This is a genomic window from Tenacibaculum sp. DPLXC6 (genome assembly GCF_056815515.1).
Map to the genome: position 1 here is coordinate 223,775 of NZ_CP141806.1, position 17,109 is coordinate 240,883.

The 17,109-nt window shown below is 32.2% G+C and carries 7 protein-coding genes; all 7 read left to right on the forward strand.

What is annotated here, in order from left to right; all coding sequences use genetic code 11:
* Positions 1 to 76: 76 nt before the first annotated feature.
* A complete protein-coding gene (locus VCM48_RS01075) occupies positions 77 to 4,792 on the forward strand; it encodes a hypothetical protein (protein ID WP_482271289.1) in 4,716 nt (1,571 codons plus the stop codon).
* The gene (locus VCM48_RS01080) at positions 4,792 to 6,888 is read left to right on the forward strand and encodes a fibronectin type III domain-containing protein (RefSeq protein WP_482271290.1); all 2,097 of its coding nucleotides are present in this window, start codon (positions 4,792 to 4,794) and stop codon (positions 6,886 to 6,888) included. The genes VCM48_RS01075 and VCM48_RS01080 overlap by 1 nt, the downstream gene beginning before the upstream one ends.
* A gap of 8 nt (positions 6,889 to 6,896) precedes the next feature.
* Complete coding sequence (locus tag VCM48_RS01085; RefSeq protein ID WP_482271291.1) at positions 6,897 to 8,246, forward strand: hypothetical protein; 1,350 nt, start codon at positions 6,897 to 6,899, stop codon at positions 8,244 to 8,246.
* Positions 8,247 to 8,404: 158 nt separating this feature from the next.
* Entirely contained in the window at positions 8,405 to 9,535 is a 1,131-nt protein-coding gene (locus tag VCM48_RS01090) for a hypothetical protein (protein WP_482271292.1), read from the forward strand.
* Positions 9,520 to 10,818, forward strand: coding sequence for a hypothetical protein (locus VCM48_RS01095; protein ID WP_482271293.1), 1,299 nt, complete (start codon positions 9,520 to 9,522; stop codon positions 10,816 to 10,818). Before VCM48_RS01090 ends, VCM48_RS01095 begins: the two co-directional genes overlap by 16 nt.
* 6 nt (positions 10,819 to 10,824) lie before the next feature.
* Entirely contained in the window at positions 10,825 to 15,750 is a 4,926-nt protein-coding gene (locus tag VCM48_RS01100) for a hypothetical protein (protein ID WP_482271294.1), read from the forward strand.
* Complete coding sequence (locus VCM48_RS01105; RefSeq protein ID WP_482271295.1) at positions 15,750 to 17,102, forward strand: PKD domain-containing protein; 1,353 nt, start codon at positions 15,750 to 15,752, stop codon at positions 17,100 to 17,102. The genes VCM48_RS01100 and VCM48_RS01105 overlap by 1 nt, the downstream gene beginning before the upstream one ends.
* The last annotated feature ends 7 nt before the right edge of the window (positions 17,103 to 17,109 follow it).

Consider the following 17,109-nt stretch of genomic DNA (forward strand, 5'->3'; position numbering starts at 1 on the left):
CTTCAACTTTGGAAAACAGCAAATTACTGCATATGTTTGCACGGCTAAAAATGAAATTGTTAACCCCTTATTGCTTATGAAAAAAATTACTTTTTTCTTTTTTATTGTATTTTCTCAATTAGTTTTTTCTTCAACAGATAATCCTTTAGATAGTATTTCTAGGTCGGAAAAAGCACTTCCTAAATTAATAGAGTTTTCTTCTAAAGCAAAAGGAGAGTTTGATTTTGATTATGTAAAGGAAAATTACTCTGATCCTAAGATAGATACACTTATAAGTAGAGCAACCTCTGTTTTTGAGGCGATAGAAAAAACAGGTAGCTATGTAGATGTTTTAGGCTCTGATGATATGATTACTTTACCGGTTGGTGTTAAAAAGAGATTCGGTAAATACACAGCTTTATTAGGTGTAAGTAAAGCTAAGTTTTATCCAGATTATACTGAGGTTACACTTTTTGCTAAACTGACAGTTGGTCAATTAGGAGCGAACGGAAAGCAACAAGAGCTTTTTTTTGGAGCAGATAACATAAAAATATCTCATAATGGGGGAATTTATGGTGATACCAATATATCCTTGTTTGGTGATGTAGCAATACCAATACAAGGTAACAAAGGTTTACTGGAATTGAAGGGAGGTTTTAATATGAAAACAGGTATTGTAGAAAACAAAACCTATATAACCATTGATTGTTCTGGAATTAAAGAAATAGGGGTAGCGGCCGATGTATTGTTCTCAAGAGAACTATTAGAGCCATTGGACGCCAACTACAAAGTTATTCAAGATACAAAAACAAGGGTTAAAGGCTCTTTTAAAACAGTAGTGTCAGATTGGAACGATATTATTGCAGAGATAAATTTAAGTCATCCATTTCAATTAAAAGATAAAAAATCTACAACAGGTAGGGGTAAAGGAGGGTTAGTCTTTGAAGTTAAAAATGCTGTTTTTGATTTTAGTGATTTAAGAAACTCTACAAATATGAGTTTTCCTAACTCGTATAAAGAAAAGTACCTAGTTCCTGGGAATGAAGAATTGTGGAGAGGAGTATCTATAGAAGAAATAAAAATTATTGCGCCTAAGGAGTTTATGAAAAGAAATGAACAAAATAGGCTTAGCTTTTCAGCAAAAGAATTTTTAATTGATGGCGAAGGAATAACGGGGCAATTCTCAGTAGAAAATCTTTTTTCTATCGAAGAAGGAATAGCTTCAGGTTGGCCTATTTCTGTAACTGATCTGCATGCTTCTTTTATAGCAAACAAAATAACAGGAGCTGGCTTTGGTGGGCATATAGCTTTGCCTACTTCAGGAAAAGTTACAAAGGAAGATATTATTAATCAAACAGAGCTTGTTAAAGGAGTTAGGAAAGCAATTAAATATACAGCTATAATTGATGTAGGGAATGATGATTATAGTTTAGCTCTGGAACCCATAGCAAAAAAAGGATTACACTTTCCTGTTTTTATGGCAGAGGCACACTTAAAATCAAATTCAAGTGTAACTCTTAAAGTTAAGGAGGGTAAGTTTAGACCGAAAGCTAATTTGCATGGTAGTTTAACTATTGGAAGGAAAAACAGTAATGGAAGTAAGCTGGTTGATTTTAAAGGCATCACATTTGAAAATCTTCAGTTGCAAACGGAATCTCCATATTTTTCTGTTGATTACATGGGGTATAAAGATGATGTGAAATTTGGAAACTTTCCAGTAACAATATCAGAAATAGGACTAACAGCCAATGATAATAGAATAGGGTTAAGTTTTGCGTTGGATGTAAACTTAATGAATAAAGGGTTTGCTGGAGGTACAAAACTAAAAATTAAAGGAAAATTTGAAGATAAGGATAATACGCATAGATGGAAGTACGATGGAATAGATATTCAAAGAATAAATGTTGAAGCAGATTTAGGAAGTGTTAAGTTTAAAGGACTTGTTGATATCAAAGACAATGATCCTGTATATGGTAATGGATTTTACGGTGAGTTAGAGGCAGATTTTAATAGTATTAATGTAAAAGCTACAGCTTGGTTTGGTAAAACAGATGTAAGGTACTGGTATGTTGATGCTTATGCTGATTTATCTTCTATGAGAGCAAAACCTACGATTGGACCTGTTGAAATTAACGGTTTTGGAGGTGGTGCTTATTACCACATGAAAAAGACATCTAATCCGCCTAAATTAGTATACCAAGGAGAGTTAGATGAAAATGGAAACCCTGTGCCAGTTAAGACTCCAAAACCTCCTTCAGGAATGGATTATACTCCAGACGCTAACTCAGGTCTAGGGTTCAGAGCAATGTTAGGATTTGCATTAGCGAACGAAGGTGCTTTTAATGGTAAGGTTGGTTTTGAAATGGCTTTCAATACTCATGGAGGTTTGAATAGGATATTTTTCTTCGGGGAAGCTCATATAATGCAAGGTTATAAGTTAGAGTTTGCGGATAAGTTTAAAGAAAAGCTCAATAAACTTGAAAATAAAATTAATGATTTAGCCGATAATCAGTTGGTTAAAGACTTAAAAGAAACAAATTTAGTAGAGTACAGTAAAGTATCTTTTCCACAAGATGGATTAACTTTTGATGTGGGAATTGATGCACACTTTTCTATGGAAATGGATTTTGTAAATAATTCTTTTCATAGTGAAATGGAAGTATATGTAAACACACCAGGAAACTTTTTTAGTGGTGTTGGTCCTAGAGGTAGAGCAGGATGGGCGGTTTTCCATACTGGACCAGATGGATGGTATTTACATATGGGAACTCCTAAAGATCGTATAGGACTTCGAGTAGGAATAGGTGGTTTTAGTGTATCAGCAACAACCTATTTAATGATTGGAGATAATATACCGGGTAGCCCACCACCACCACAAGCAGTAGCTGATATTTTAGGAGTAAACCTAAATAGTCTAGACTATATGAGAGATTTAAATGCATTAGGAGATGGAAGAGGTTTTGCTATAGGTATGGACTTTAGTCTAGATACAGGAAACATGAATTTCTTAATGTTTTATGCCCGATTTAGAGCTGGATTAGGGTTTGATATCATGATTAAAGATTATGGGGAAACCGCTTGTAAAGGAAGTGGACAAATAGGTGTTGATGGTTGGTACGCAAACGGACAAGCCTATGCATATTTAGAAGGAGAGCTAGGGATAAGGGTTAATTTATGGTTTTATAAAGCAAAAATCCCTATAGTAAAAGCCGGAGCAGCTGTGTTATTACAGGCAAAATTACCAAATCCTAGTTGGTTTAGAGGATATGTAGGAGGTCATTTTAGTGTGCTAGGAGGAATGATAAAAGGACGCTTTAGATTTAAAATTGAGTTAGGAGAAGAATGTGAGATAATAGGAGGAGCTCCATTAGGTGGAATAAAGATAATTTCGGGAGTTACACCTGATAATGATGCTACAGAGGTCGATGTTTTCACGGCACCACAATCAGCATTTAATATGAAAATAAATAAATCTTTTGAACTCGAAGACGATAAAGGAGTAAAGACTTATAGAATTTTACTAGATGAGTTTACCGTAAAAAGTGATGGAAAAGTAATAGAAGGAGAGTTAGAGTGGAATGAATCACAAGATGTAGTGAATTTTGTTTCTTTTGATGTTTTACCCCCGCAAAAAGCTATTCAGGTAAAAGTGGCGGTTAGTTTTCAAGAATTAAAATCAGGAAGTTGGATTACATTAATGCACAACGGTAAAAAAGCTCAAGAAATAGAAGAAAGAACTTTTACTACAGGTATAGCACCAGATTATATTCCGGTTGAAAATATAGAATATACATACCCTGTAATAGATCAGAAATATTTTTATCAAGATGAAAGTACAATTGGTTATGTGAAATTAAAAAGAGGTCAACCATACTTGTTTGCGCCTGAAACAAATTGGAAACAAAATGTAGTTTATAGTAACGAAGAAGGGCATAGTTTTGTAAATACTGTATCTTATAATAAAGGTGAAAGACAAGTTAATTTTAAATTAGGCGAATTCAATAATCAAAAGAAATACACATTGAAATTGATTAGTTCACCAGATGCAGGAGAAGGTTCTGTAAATGAAACTTCTTATACTAAACAAGATACCGGTTATGAAGGTAATACGGTAGAGGTTAAAAATAAAGAGGTACAAAGTGTTGTTAATAACGAAGCAGTAACTGAGTTATTGACCTATGAGTTTACTACAAGTGAATACAATACATTTGCTAAGAAAGTAGATGATAAAAGAGTAGTAAAACATTATCTAGAACCTATTTATTCAGATGTACATGCTATTCAAACAGATGTTAGAGAATCTGAAAGATTTGATAGAATTGAATTAGAAGGAGGTAAGTATTCAGGAAAGCAACCTTTAATTGAAACTGAAGCAGTTCTTGATGATAATTATTATGAAGATAGAATTTATCAGTTAATTTATGAAAAGTACCCTTTAGAACCTGAATTTACAGTAGACAGAGATATAAAAGATTTAGGAATTCCACCTAAAAAGGGAATTGATATCTTAACTTGGTATGTACCATACTTAAGAAATAACCCTACATTTTCATTATTAAGCAAACGAATTCCTTATAGATATAATTTACCTTATCATTATAAAAGAGACTTTATGGATATACAATATAAAGTGGTAAATAAATATTTAAATGATCCTACCGAATATGCATCGAAAATTCAGAAGTATAATTACATCATCAATGGGGTATTCCCAGCGATATGGTCTGGTAAATATAAGGTTAAAATGCAATATGTAATGCCAGGAGGAGTATTAGGAACAAGTACAGTATTTAAATATAAAAATCCTTTTTAATGCTATTTATTAAGAAAAGAAATATAATAGTACTATTAATTTTTGTGTTCTCAACTTTTGTAGCTTTTTCTCAAGCTAAAGAAGTAAACAAGAATGCCATTAAAGTATTAGCAAGACCCCATAGTAGCCATAAAATTATGTTGAGATGGGGAGCAACAACTCCAATGTCGTTTAGAAAATTAGCAAAATATGGTTATAGGCTAAAGCGATACACCATTAGTATTAGTGGGCAAACTTTGTCAAAGCCTATAGAGAAAGATTTAGGAGTTTTTAAGCCAGCAGAACCACAAAAATGGATCAGCATAATAGAGAAAAATAACAATGCAGCTATTATGGCTCAATCGTTGTTTGGTGAAAGTTTTGATGTGGAAGGAGTTGGTTCTTTACAAGGAATTATAAATATGTCTCAAGAACAAGAACAGCGATTTACTTGGGCATTATATGTGGCTGATCAGGATTTTGAAGTAGCAAAATTAGCAGGACTAGGTTTCGAAGATTTAAAGGTGAAATCTACAGAAAAATATGTTTATAAAGTTTTTCCTTTAGTACCAAAAGAAGAAATGAAAATCAAAGACGGAGGAGTTTTTGTAGGGCTTCAAGACTATCAGGATTTACCTAAACCGTTAGACTTAGCTGCTATTTTTGATGATCAAAAGGTAATGTTAAACTGGAACTATGCAATCCATAAAAATGAATTTAATAGTTATTTTATAGAACGTTCAGAGGATGGAGTAAATTTTAATCAACTTAATAAGCTGCCTTATACTACATTAAATAGCGGTGGTAGGGTAGATACTAAGAGAATTTATTACACAGATTCCATTCAAAATAATAAAACCTATTATTATAGGGTAAAAGGGAGAACCCCTTTTGGAGAGTTAAGCCCACCTTCTGATATTATTTCAGGAAAAGGGGTGAAAGTTTTGCCTTATGTGCCCAAAATATCAAGTAAAAAAATAGTAAACAATAACAAAAGCGTAGTTCTAAAATGGGAGTTTTTAGAAGAGGGAGTTGAATTTATCAAAGGTTTTGAACTTAATAAAAGTAATAAAGCGAATGGTACGTATAAAACTGTTATTAAAGGTATTTCTAAAGGAACAAGAAAAATTCAATACGATGAATTAGATCCTACGAACTATTTTACAATTACCGCTATAGGTAAGCAAGGAAATAGTAGAACATCATACCCAGTGTTGGTGCAACCAGTAGACTCTATTCCTCCAGTAAAACCAATAGGTTTAGAAGGAAAGGTAGATAGTTTAGGAGTAGTTACCTTAAAATGGAATAATAATATTGAACCAGATATGTTAGGGTATCGAGTTTTTAAGGGGAATAATGATAAAGAAGAATTTTCACAGCTTACAGTAAGTCCGCATCTTGCAACAACTTTTTATGATAGCGTTTCAGTAAAAAGTTTGAATGATAAAGTATATTATAAAATTGTAGCGGTAGATAAAAGATATAATATGTCTGAATATTCAGATGTTTTAGTATTGAAAAAACCAGACTTTATTCCACCAGCACCACCTGTAATAACATCTTACAAGGTTGAAAAAGAAACTGTGAATTTAACTTGGGCTAATAGTCAGAGTAACGATATAACAAAACATGAAGTATATAGACGGGTTAGAGATAGTATAAAATGGAATTTAATAGCTACACTACCCAAGGATACCTTACATATTGAATATACAAATTGGAAGGATACTAATGTAGAAGGAAATACAACTTACCAGTATCTAATTAAGGCTGTTGATGAGAGTGATTTACAGTCTATTAATACAAAACATACCACTATTGAGGTACCAAGGTTTACTTTGTTAAAAGGATTGAAAAACTTAGGAAGTTATGTAGATAGAGATAACACTTTTATTGAGTTATTCTGGAAAACTGTAAATGAAGAAGCTATTGTAGAGATAATGATTTATAAAGGGAAAAAAGGTGAAAAAGTTTCCTTGTTAAAAAATGTTTTACCGAGCACAAATAGAATAGTAGATGAAAATGTAAAACCAAATAATATATATACTTATATATTACGCCCCGTTTTTGTTGATGGTAGCTTAGGACAAATAAGAAAAATTGAAGTAAAGTATTAAAATTGCCTATGAAAAGAAAATTACTATTACTTGTTTTTTCATTAATTCATTGTTGGGGATTTTCTCAATCGGAATTATATGTGTTATTGAAAAAACCTGTAAATAATACTCCATCAGAGTACGATTGTAGAATAGGTGATTACAGATCTTCATACTTTATATCTCATAATCAAGGGAAATATGAAGTAAGTTCAAACAGTATTAATGTAAAAATAGATTATAAACAAGGTTACAATGATGACCCCAGCTATGGGTGTGGTGGTCCATGTGGACATTATTCTGAGTATTGTGATGGAGTAGAGTTAGAAAAAGTTTTTTCTAATTTTGATTCATTTTCAAAAACATATACAGGTCCAGATCCCATAACGTGTATATCTGACACTTGCTTACCTATAAGTTATCACGCTGTTTTATTACCCAAAATCACTGCACCAGCAGATAGAAGATGTGAGAAAAATCCTTTATTTGAGCAATACTCTGACGGACAAGATCATAATGTAACAGGATTGGTATGGGAATATGTAGATAAAAATGGTGATTGGAAAGAGTTACCAAACTATAAAAGTAGGTACCCGTTAAACGTAAGCTTATTAGATATTTTTGGAACTAATTGGAGAAATGAATTCACAGGGAATTTACAGTTGCAATTTAAATTTACAGCACCTTTTACCAATGAAGTTGTTTATTCTATTCAAAACTATACAATAACATTAACAGAATGTTCTCCAGATTTTAAATCGTATTATAACTTAAGCAATACATCATGTTCTTATAAATCAGACGGTAAGATAGGCGTAAAGCTAAGTAATAATATCAATGTTTCAGAACAATTAGTTGCAACTTTATTTAAAGAAGATAGCAACGGAGATATATTAATAAATCAATACAGTACTAGTCAATTAGATACTACAGACCCAACAGTTTTGGTATTAAAAGATTTAGGAGGAGGCTTTTTTGGTTTTAATTGGCCAAAAGATATTGATGCAGGGAGTTATTATTTTAGATATCAAGTATTGAATAAAGTAACTACACCATCTAAGCCAAAAGCAACAGACCCATTTTGGTATACGTTAGTAAAAACACCAAATTTTACTATTAAAAAAGCAACAAATGTCACTTTTGAAGCTAAATTGTCAGGTGATGAAAACTGTGTAAACTCCAAGGATGGAAAGATAAGAGTTTTTAATGTTAGTGGAGGAACAGGGGAAGGGTATAAATATGAATTGAATGAAAGTACTGATTGGATTTCTTTTGATCCTTCTAATATAAAGGCAAATGAAGTAATAATAGGAGGTCGAGGCAAAGGAACCTATAAAATAAAAGTAAGAGATAGTAATAAATGCTTAGCAAAAGAATAATAATATTATTAATTTTTTTATCAATTCATTGTTTGGGGGTTTGTCAATCGGAATTGTATGTGTTGCATTCTTCAACTGAGGAATATTCCGATTCATATAGAGATTCATGGTATGTTTTATCCCATTATAAAGGGTCACATGAAGCTCTATCCAGTATAGTGAAAATTAAATTAAATTATTTCGATTTTTTTAATGATGATCCTAGTAATGATTGTGGAGGACCTTGTGGACAATATGCAGATCAATGTAAAGGGGCAGAGTTTTCACAAGAAAAAATAATATTTGATAAAATAGAAATAGAATCGAACTCAATTGATTGTTTACCTATAAGTTATCACGCTGTTTTATTACCTAAAATAACTGCTCCAGCAGATAGAAGGTGTGAAAGATATCCTTTATTTGATCAATACTCTGATGGACAAGATCATAATGTAAAAGGATTAGTATGGGAATATGTAGATAAAAATGGTGAATGGAAAGAGTTACCAAACTATAAAAGTAGATATCCATTAAATGTAAGTTTATTAGATATTTTTGGAACTAATTGGAGAAATGAATTCACAGGGAATTTACAGTTGCAATTTAAATTTACAGCACCTTTTACCAATGAAGTTGTTTATTCTATTCAAAAATATACAATAACATTAACAGAATGCTCTCCAGATTTTGAATCGTATTATAACTTAAGCAATACATCATGTTTTTATAAATCTGATGGTAAAATAAGCGTGAAATTAAGTAATAATATCAATGCTTCAGAACAATTAGCTGCAACTTTATTTAAAGAAGATAGCAACGGAGATATATTAATAAATCAATACAGTACTAGGCAATTAGATACTACAGACCCAACAGTTTTGGTATTAAAAGATTTAGGAGGAGGTTTTTTTGGTTTTAACTGGCCAAAAGATATTGATGCAGGGAGTTATTATTTTAGATATCAAGTATTGAATAAAGTAACTACACCATCTAAGCCAAAAGCAACAGACCCATTTTGGTATACGTTAGTCAAAACACCAAATTTTATTATTGAAAAAGCAACAAATGTCACTTTTGAAGCTGAAAGATTTAGTGATGAAAACTGTATAAAATCAGAAGATGGAAAGATAAGAGTTTTCAATGTTAGTGGAGGAACAGGAGAAGGGTATGAATATGAATTGAATGAAAGTACTGATTGGATTTCTTTTGATCCTTCTAATATAAAAGCAAATGAAGTAATAATAGGAGGTCGAGGGAAAGGAACTTATAAAGTAAAAGTAAGAGATAGTAAAAAATGTATGGCAAAATAAAAATAATAGTACAATTTATAGTTTTTGTTTTATCTATTAATGTTTTCGGGCAAAATCCAGAATATGCTTATTTAGTTAAAACAGAAATAACAGGTTATTTACATGCTAATAATGGAAGTCTTTCCATAAAAACTAACCTTGGAGGTATTGGTAGTGGTAATTATTTTGCAACAGCAAGTAATGTAGGGAATGTATATTTTGATTTTATGCAATTACAAGATGGTTTTACTCAATCGACTATTAGTATATATAATTATGCAATACGAATAGCAAATTACCCAGACTGTGATTATACAAGAGAAGAAACAATATTAAAAGAAGATTTTAATAACAGGAGTTATTTAAATTATGGTGGATGTAGTTTTCAGCAAAGAGTTTATCCTCTTCATATAGTAGGAACCGATAATACAGATCCTGTATGTTCACTTACTACAATAAATTTAAAAGGAGGGTATGATTGGGAGTATCAAATAGGAAATGGAGGTTGGAAAACACTTGCTAGCGCTACACAGTCTGTTAATATTAATATAGGTGATATATATGCAGATAATGGTATTGATATAAATGAATTACCCACTGGTTCAGCAGAGAGAAGTATTCATTTTCAAACGGGACATAAGGCAAGTAATAAATTTGTAGCAAGGCGGACTTATACAATCACTGGATGTTCTCCAGTATTTGTTGAGTATTATGATAAAACCAAAACTTCTTGTTTCTATAAAACGGATGGAAATATAGGGATAAAGTTAGGTAGAAACATAGACTCAAGTAAAGAAAGGTTAGTTGTTACACTCTATAAATCAGATAGAATTTTAATAGGGCAAGAACATACAACTAATTCGTTAATTCCACTAAATTCCACTAACTATGGATATATGTGGCCCAATAATATTGATGCAGGAACCTATTATTTTCTATATCAAACCCAAAATATAAATTTAGATATACCAACCGCTCCAGAAATAGATGATGGTTCTTCTTGGGATAAGCTTGTCAAGACTCCTAGTTTTACTATCGAGAAAGCAACAAATGTTGATTTTACAGCTGCACCCTTAAATGATGAAAGTTGTTTTGAGATAGGTGATGGTGAAATTCAACTAGAGGTTACTAGTGGAGAAGCAGGAAGATCGTATCTCTACATAGTATATAAAATAGAAGGAACTACAGAGATTTTAGAAAGAGATTGGACAAGTTTTTCTGGAACTAGTACTACTATAAATGGATTAAGTAAAGGAAAATATAGAATAAAAGTAAAAGACAGCCAAGGTTGTTTAGCAAAATAAAGTTGTATGAAAAAAAATAGTTTATTAAATATTATGGAGGTAAAAAAGCTATTAGTACTAGCTGTGTTTTTATTGTTAGGAATAAATTCTTGGGCACAGGAACCAGATGATAAAGTAGAGACGGTAACCATTGAGGGACCTAATGACTATTTAAATATGGTTTTAGATGTAAATCAGGAGATTAAAGAGAATGGAACCGAAACAGGGGAAATTCAAATACAACCCTCAGGAGGTTGGTCAGATTACAACTATTTTTTGTATAAAAATGATGTACTTGTTAATTCGGGAGGAACTGCAATATCAGGACCAACGACAGTTTCAAGTTTAGGTTTTGGAACCTATAAAGTAGAACTCAGAGATAGCAAGTATACTACAACAAGTAATGAATGTAATAGAGTCATCAAAACAATTACGTTATCAAACCCAGAACTTTTAGTTATTGATGCATCAGATATACAGTACATAAAATGTTATGGAGAAAAAGGTACTATAACCGCAAGTGTTAAAGGAGGACTACCCAGAAGTAACGGTACTTATGAAGTTAATTTATATAAAGAAGGAAGCAGTACTGTGCTTAGTTCTAAAGAAGTTACATATTCTAAGCTTGAAGGTGAGCCTATTAGTTTTGAAGGTTATTCAGCAGGAAACTATAAGATAGAGGTTAAAGATAAGTATAATGTCACCAAAACAACAACCGTAACATTATCAGAACCCAAAGCATTGGCTACCCCTATGGTGACATCTTTCACTAATGTATCTTGTAGAGGTGAAAATAACGGAAGTTTCACTGTGTCAATGAGTGGAGGAACTCCTCCTTACACACTTTCTGTGGATAATATTACTCAATCAGGAACTTTTAGCAACACCAAAACAGTTACGGGATTAACAGCAAACAGCTATTTTATAAAAGTAGTTGATGCAAATGGATGTAAATCTAGTGAGATAACAAAAATTATTACAGAACCTTCAGAAACTCTTACTGTAGATAAAGCAAGTGATGGGAATCCAACTAAGAAAAACGGAACTAATGGTTTTATTAATATTTCTGTAACAGGAGGTACAGCACCGTATAAGTATCAATGGTTTAAAGATGGAAGCAAAACTAGTTTCTCTGATAAAAAAGATGTGTCTAATTTAGGTGCTGGAACTTATAACGTAATTGTAACCGATGCAAACGGTTGTAATAATCAAAAAACACCTTTTTCGGTGACATTAACGGAACCTGCAGAATTAAAAATTGATCCTATAATAACACATGTAAAATGTTTTGGGGAAGCAACAGGAAGCATTGATGCTAATGCTTCAGGAGGAGCTAGTTCAACTTATACGTATGCATGGGAAAAAAAAGAGGGAGCTTCATGGGTTTCTATATCAGGAACAGCTCCTGTAATAGATAGTTTACCAGCAGGAGAATATAGAGTATATGTATCAGTAATTTATAATGGTAGTGTTGTAGAAGATAAGTATTCAAAAAGCATAATCATTTCACAACCAGCAGCACCTTTGTCAATAGGAGAAAATATAAAAAATGTTGCTTGTAAAGGAGGTAATGACGGAGCGATAACTTTAACTGTTGATGGAGGAACTTCACCATACACCTATGCATGGTCAAACGGAGTTACTATAAAAGATTTATCGGGATTATCAATTGGTTCATATACGGTAACTATAACGGATGCAAATGACTGTACTTTAGAAAAAACATATAATGTAACTGAACCTTTGGAAAGTTTGAGTGTTTCTTATGTAAGTCACGAAGACCCGTTGGCCTTTGAAAGTGAAGATGGAAGTATTACTATTTCTGTATCAGGAGGAACTCCGCCATATTCCTTCAAATGGTTGAACGAAGCAGATAATGAAGTAGGAACTTTACAAAATATTTCAAATATTGGAGATGGTACATATAGGGTATTAGTAACTGATGCAAACGGATGTACAGATGAATTATATCAAATACTTACACAACCTGATAAACTTATAGGAACTATAACTATCCCAAGTGATGGAGAGTTGTATTGTAATGGAGATACCGATGGTAAATTGGAGGTAGCTGTAAAAGGGGGAGTTGCTCCATATACATATCATTGGTACGAAATAGATAGTAGTGGAGGAAAAGTATTTATTTCAGGAGCAACTAATACAACAGTAGGAGGTTTATCAGCAGGAGATTATGGTGTAGAAATAACAGATAGTAATAATATAAAATCGTATAGTGAAGGTATTGTAGTAAATCCAACTAAAGTTGAAATTAGTAATGTTACTGTAAGTCATATTGCTTGTTATGGAGATTCAACAGGAAGTATAGATGTAGATGTAATTGGAGGTACAGATACTTACATTTATAAATGGTATAAAGTTGGAAATAGTACTGTAATAGGAACAGAAAAAAACATATTAAACCTTAGTGTTGGAGATTATAAAGTGGTAATTACAGATACCAATAATTGTCCAAATCCGCCTATAGAAAAAATAATAACAGTAAACCAACCAGCTGCACCTTTAACAATAGTTACAGATTCTCAAAAAAACTTAACTGGTTTTGAAACGACAAACGGTGAAATTAATATTGAAGAAGTATCAGGAGGAACTGCTCCTTATACCTATGAATTAAGAGTAAAAGGAAATACAACAGTTATCAGTAATCTAAGCAATCCAACAGGATTGGACGCAGCTACTTATGTCATGACCATTCTTGATGCTAATAACTGTTCAGTAGAAAAAGAATTTACACTTATTCAACCTGACAAATTAGAACTAAACTTAGCAGTTACAAAACCAATAGCTTGTAACGGAGAAACAGGAACGATTGGTTCAACAGTAATTGGAGGATATGTATTATCAGGTGAAGACTATAACTATCAATGGTATAATAGTAGTGATTTAACGAAAGTTATAGGTACTGAAGTTTCTTTAACAGCTTTAGTAGGAACGTATAGATTGGTAGTTACCGACTCTAACGGAAATACAACTTACAAAGAACAAGAGTTAACAGAAAATCCACCCCTTGCAATCACTTTTACAAAAACAGAAGTAACCTGTTACAATGGTAATGATGGAAGCATTGATATTTCTGTTACAGGAGGTACAGGAGTGTATACTTACGAATGGAGTAATGGTGAAAAAACAGAAGACATTACTGCTTTACCAAAAGGAGTGTATACTGTAACTGTAAAAGATGAAAATGGATGTGAGTTAAAAGAAACAATAACAATAACGCAACCGAGTATATACAGAGTATTAGTAACAACTTTTGAAGAACCTAGTGGAGCAGGATTATCAGATGGAAACATATCGATAGATATTGAAGGAGGATTAGCACCGTTTACATATGAGTGGAAAGATGAAGCAACTAATAGTATAAGCAATACTGCCTCAATAAATAATGTACCTAAAGGAAAGTATTATTTAAAAGTGGTAGATACTAAAGGATGTGAGTTAAATGAAGTTTATAACTTAGATGAACCGGATCCATTAGTAGTAACAATTGAACAGGTTGAAACGATTAAATGTAATGGAGATGAATCGGGGGTGTTAAAAGCGGTAGCAATTGGTGGTGTTGGAGGAAATAGTTATACTTGGTATGATGCGGCAACAGGAAATAACATAGGAAACTCTCAAATTATTTACAATTTACCATCAGGAAGATACTTTGTAAAAGTAACAGATTTAAAGGGTATTGAAGATACTAGTGAAATTTTCACAGTAGTACAGCCTGAAGTACTAGAAGTTGCAGGTGATGTGTCAAACGTAACTTGTTCTGGTAATGATGATGGAGTAATAAGTTTAAATGTAGTAGGAGGAACACCACCTTATTCTTATTCATGGAGTTCAGGTGAAACAACAGCAGAAATTACTGTTGCAGCAGGAAGTTATTTCGTTTTAGTTACCGATGCAAATGGTTGTCAAACTACAGGCAGTTTTACAGTAGAAAAAGCAAGCTCATTAACAATTACAGAAACTGTAAAAGATGTTGTATGTTATAATAGTTGTACAGGAGAAATAGACTTAAATATTGAAGGAGGTATTGCTCCATATAATGTAACATGGAATACAGGACAAACAGGAAATAATGTAACAGGACTATGTGCAGGAATGTATACTGTTATGGTTACTGACCAAAAAGGTTGTCAGACAACGAAAGAAATTTTAGTTAAAAATGCAGAAGAGTTAATTTTTGATGTTGTTCCAAGTGAAGTAACTCTTTGTTATGGAGAAACTATAGAGTATGATGTAACCATGGATGGAATATCAGAATATGCATGGACTTCAACAAATGGTTTTACAAGCAATGAGAGTGTTGTGTTATTATCTGAAGAAGGAGTTTATACATTAACAGTAACAACTGTTGATGGATGTAAAGTATCTAAAGAAATAATTATATATAAGTCAAACACTGTTATAGATGCTCAATTGATATTAACGTCACAAGCTTTTGTAGGCGAAGACATTATATTAATTAATGTGTCTAACCCTATTAGTGAAACAGTTGAGTGGGAAATTCCTTCAAATGTAACCATAGTTCAAAAAACTGATGAAGGTTTGGTTTTACGTTTTCCAGCTCCAGGAAATTATGATATATCTCTAATTTCGAATGAAGGAAATTGTAAAAAAGTAGCAACAAAAACAGTAAATGTTTTAAAAGCAAGAGACTTAACAGACATAGGAGAAACGAAGAATCCATTTGTAAAAGAGTTTGTAGTCTATTCAAACCCTAATAAAGGAAAATTTACTGTTGACGTAGAGTTAGAAAAGGAATCAGAAATTTCTTTACGTCTTTTTAGTTTAGGAGCAAATTCAGTTGTAGCAGATAAACTACTAAAAGGGCAAAAAGAATATGAAGTATTGTATGATATGAATGTATCAGCAGGGGTATATGTATTACTATTAGAAACCCCAAAAGCAAAAAGAATACAAAAAGTAATTATTGAGTAATGAGAAAGGTTTTATTTTTTATAATAATGCTATTAGGTTTATATGCTTGTGTTAATGAAGTGGCATTACCTGTTACTGTTGATTTTAGTACCGAAATTGTGAACCAGGATTATACAGTTCCTGTAAAGGTGAAAATCACTAACGATACAGAAGGAGCAGATACTTATAAATGGACTTTTGAAGGAGGAGAACCCAATAGCTCGTCAAGTAGAAATCCAGGTGTTATAACGTATAATACAGAAGGAGAATACCTTATTACTTTAGAAGCTTCTAATAGAGATGGGAGTGTAGATGTGAAAACTCAAAAAGTAACAGTTAAACCAACTGTTCTAACAAATTTTGATGTTGAAGTGTTAGAAAATAATTACTCACCAGTTGAAGTAAAAATTACTAATAAAACAGTAGGAGCTACAACCTTTGAGTGGTTTTTTGAAGGCGGTATACCAGAAACATCAACAGAAGAGCATCCACAAAATGTAGTTTTTTCTACTTCAGGAGAGCATACAATAAGATTAAAAGTAAGTAATGGTGAAGAAATCTATACGCAAGAAAAAAAGATAGAAGTCGCCCCTTATTTAGTAGCCAATTTTGACTATGCGGTAGCTTTTGAAGATGATGATTATCAAGTTCCGGTAAAAGTTACGCTGACTAATAAAAGTGTAAGTGCAACAAATTACAATTGGACTTTTGAAGGAGCCACTATAACAAGTAGTTTAGAAGAAAATCCAGAAATAGAAATTCAAACACCAGGAACGCATACATTACAGTTAAGAGCAAGTAATGGAAAAGAAGAGAAAGTGTTTTCAAAAACAATAGTGGTTTATGGAAATACCAACTTAAGAAGTTTTGAAAACGTAAAATTAGGAATTAATACAGCTCATAAAGAGAATGTTATTGGAGCTTTCTTTTCAACCAAAACAAGAAAAGTATATACGAACAATGAAGTTACTAATGAGACAGGAAAGGATATAGATCTTGTTTTTTTCGGATTAAATGAATCCTTTTCATACAATAAATTTGTAAGCCCAGATCAAGCTTCAACTGTAGCTTTTTCTTCTATTCCTAATGCACAAACAACCCAATTGATTAATAAACAGGAATCGTGTAGTTGTAGTACTTCATTGTCGGTTACAGATTTTAATAGTATGACAAACGATGAGTTACTAGTAGGGTTAATAATAAATGAAACCAACGAAGGGTTAAAAGAGTTTAACGACACCATAACACCAAGAATTATACCTTTTAAAACTTCAGATAACCGAAAAGGAGCTATAAAGATAAAACAGTTTGTAAAAGACAGTACAAACTCACACATAGTAGTTGATATAAAAGTTCAAAAAGAAGCTAAATAAGAAAAAG

Bases quoted from the DNA above. Each gene is read 5' to 3' on its own strand.
- VCM48_RS01100 (WP_482271294.1), top strand. From the start codon at position 10,825: ATGAAAAAAAATAGTTTATTAAATATTATGGAGGTAAAAAAGCTATTA.
- VCM48_RS01105 (WP_482271295.1), top strand. From the start codon at position 15,750: ATGAGAAAGGTTTTATTTTTTATAATAATGCTATTAGGTTTATATGCT.
- VCM48_RS01080 (WP_482271290.1), top strand. From the start codon at position 4,792: ATGCTATTTATTAAGAAAAGAAATATAATAGTACTATTAATTTTTGTG.
- VCM48_RS01095 (WP_482271293.1), top strand. From the start codon at position 9,520: ATGTATGGCAAAATAAAAATAATAGTACAATTTATAGTTTTTGTTTTA.
- VCM48_RS01075 (WP_482271289.1), top strand. From the start codon at position 77: ATGAAAAAAATTACTTTTTTCTTTTTTATTGTATTTTCTCAATTAGTT.
- VCM48_RS01085 (WP_482271291.1), top strand. From the start codon at position 6,897: ATGAAAAGAAAATTACTATTACTTGTTTTTTCATTAATTCATTGTTGG.